This window comes from Streptomyces sp. NPDC048434 (genome assembly GCF_043200375.1).
In the GTDB taxonomy this organism is placed as follows: Bacteria; Actinomycetota; Actinomycetes; order Streptomycetales; family Streptomycetaceae; genus Streptomyces.
In genome coordinates, this window is sequence record NZ_JBICXQ010000099.1 from 1 (window position 1) to 1111 (window position 1111).

The window sequence follows — 1111 nt, forward strand, 5'->3', positions numbered from 1 at the left end:
CCACCAAACGCCTGCGGCTGCTCGGCGCCGAAATAGGCACCACCCACGAGATCGACTTCGACGAAGCCACCGAACTCATCCTCCACCGCCGCCGCGCCCTGCCCTACCACGCCAACGGCATGACCCTCCTCGCCTACGACAGCACCGGCGCACCCCTGCTGGAGAAGACCTACTACTCCGTCGGCGGCGGCTTCGTCGTCGACGAGGACGCGGTCGCCGGCGAAAACCCGATCGTGCCCGACGACACCGCGCTGACCCACTCCTTCCGCACCGGCGACGAACTCCTGCGCCTGTCCCGGGACACCGGCCTGTCCATCTCCGCCCTCATGCTGGACAACGAGAAGGCCTGGCGCACCGAGGACGAGATCCGCGCCGGACTGCTGGAGATCTGGCAGGTCATGCAGTCCTGCGTCACCCGCGGCATGTCCCGCGAGGGCATCCTGCCCGGCGGCCTCAAGGTCCGCCGCCGCGCCGCCCACTCCGCCCGCCAGCTGCGCTCCGAAGGCAACGCCGAAGCCCACGCCATGGAGTGGACCACCCTCTACGCCATGTCCGTCAACGAGGAGAACGCCGCCGGCGGCCGCGTCGTGACCGCCCCCACCAACGGCGCCGCCGGCATCATCCCCGCCGTCCTGCACTACTACATCAACTTCGTGCCCGGCGCCGATGAGGACGGTGTGGTCCGCTTCCTGCTCGCCGCCGGTGCCATCGGCATGCTCTTCAAGGAGAACGCCTCCATCTCCGGCGCCGAGGTCGGCTGCCAGGGCGAGGTCGGCTCCGCCTGCTCCATGGCCGCCGGCGGTCTCGCCGAGGTCCTCGGCGGCTCCCCCGAACAGGTCGAGAACGCCGCCGAGATCGGCATGGAACACAACCTCGGCCTGACCTGCGACCCCGTCGGCGGCCTCGTCCAGATCCCCTGCATCGAACGCAACGGCATGGCCGCCGTCAAGGCCGTCACCGCCGCCCGCATGGCCCTGCGCGGCGACGGCCGCCACCACGTCTCCCTCGACAAGGTCATCAAGACCATGAAGGACACCGGCGCCGACATGAGCGTCAAATACAAGGAAACCGCACGCGGCGGACTCGCCGTCAACATCATCGAGTGCTGAGG

General features: G+C 69.5%; 1 protein-coding gene. It reads left to right on the forward strand.

Annotated elements, in window-relative coordinates; genetic code table 11:
• Nucleotides 1-1109: L-serine ammonia-lyase (locus tag ACGFWI_RS39045; RefSeq protein ID WP_393910808.1), on the forward strand; the 1109-nt coding region annotated here is incomplete at its 5' end.
• Nucleotides 1110-1111 lie beyond the last annotated feature (2 nt).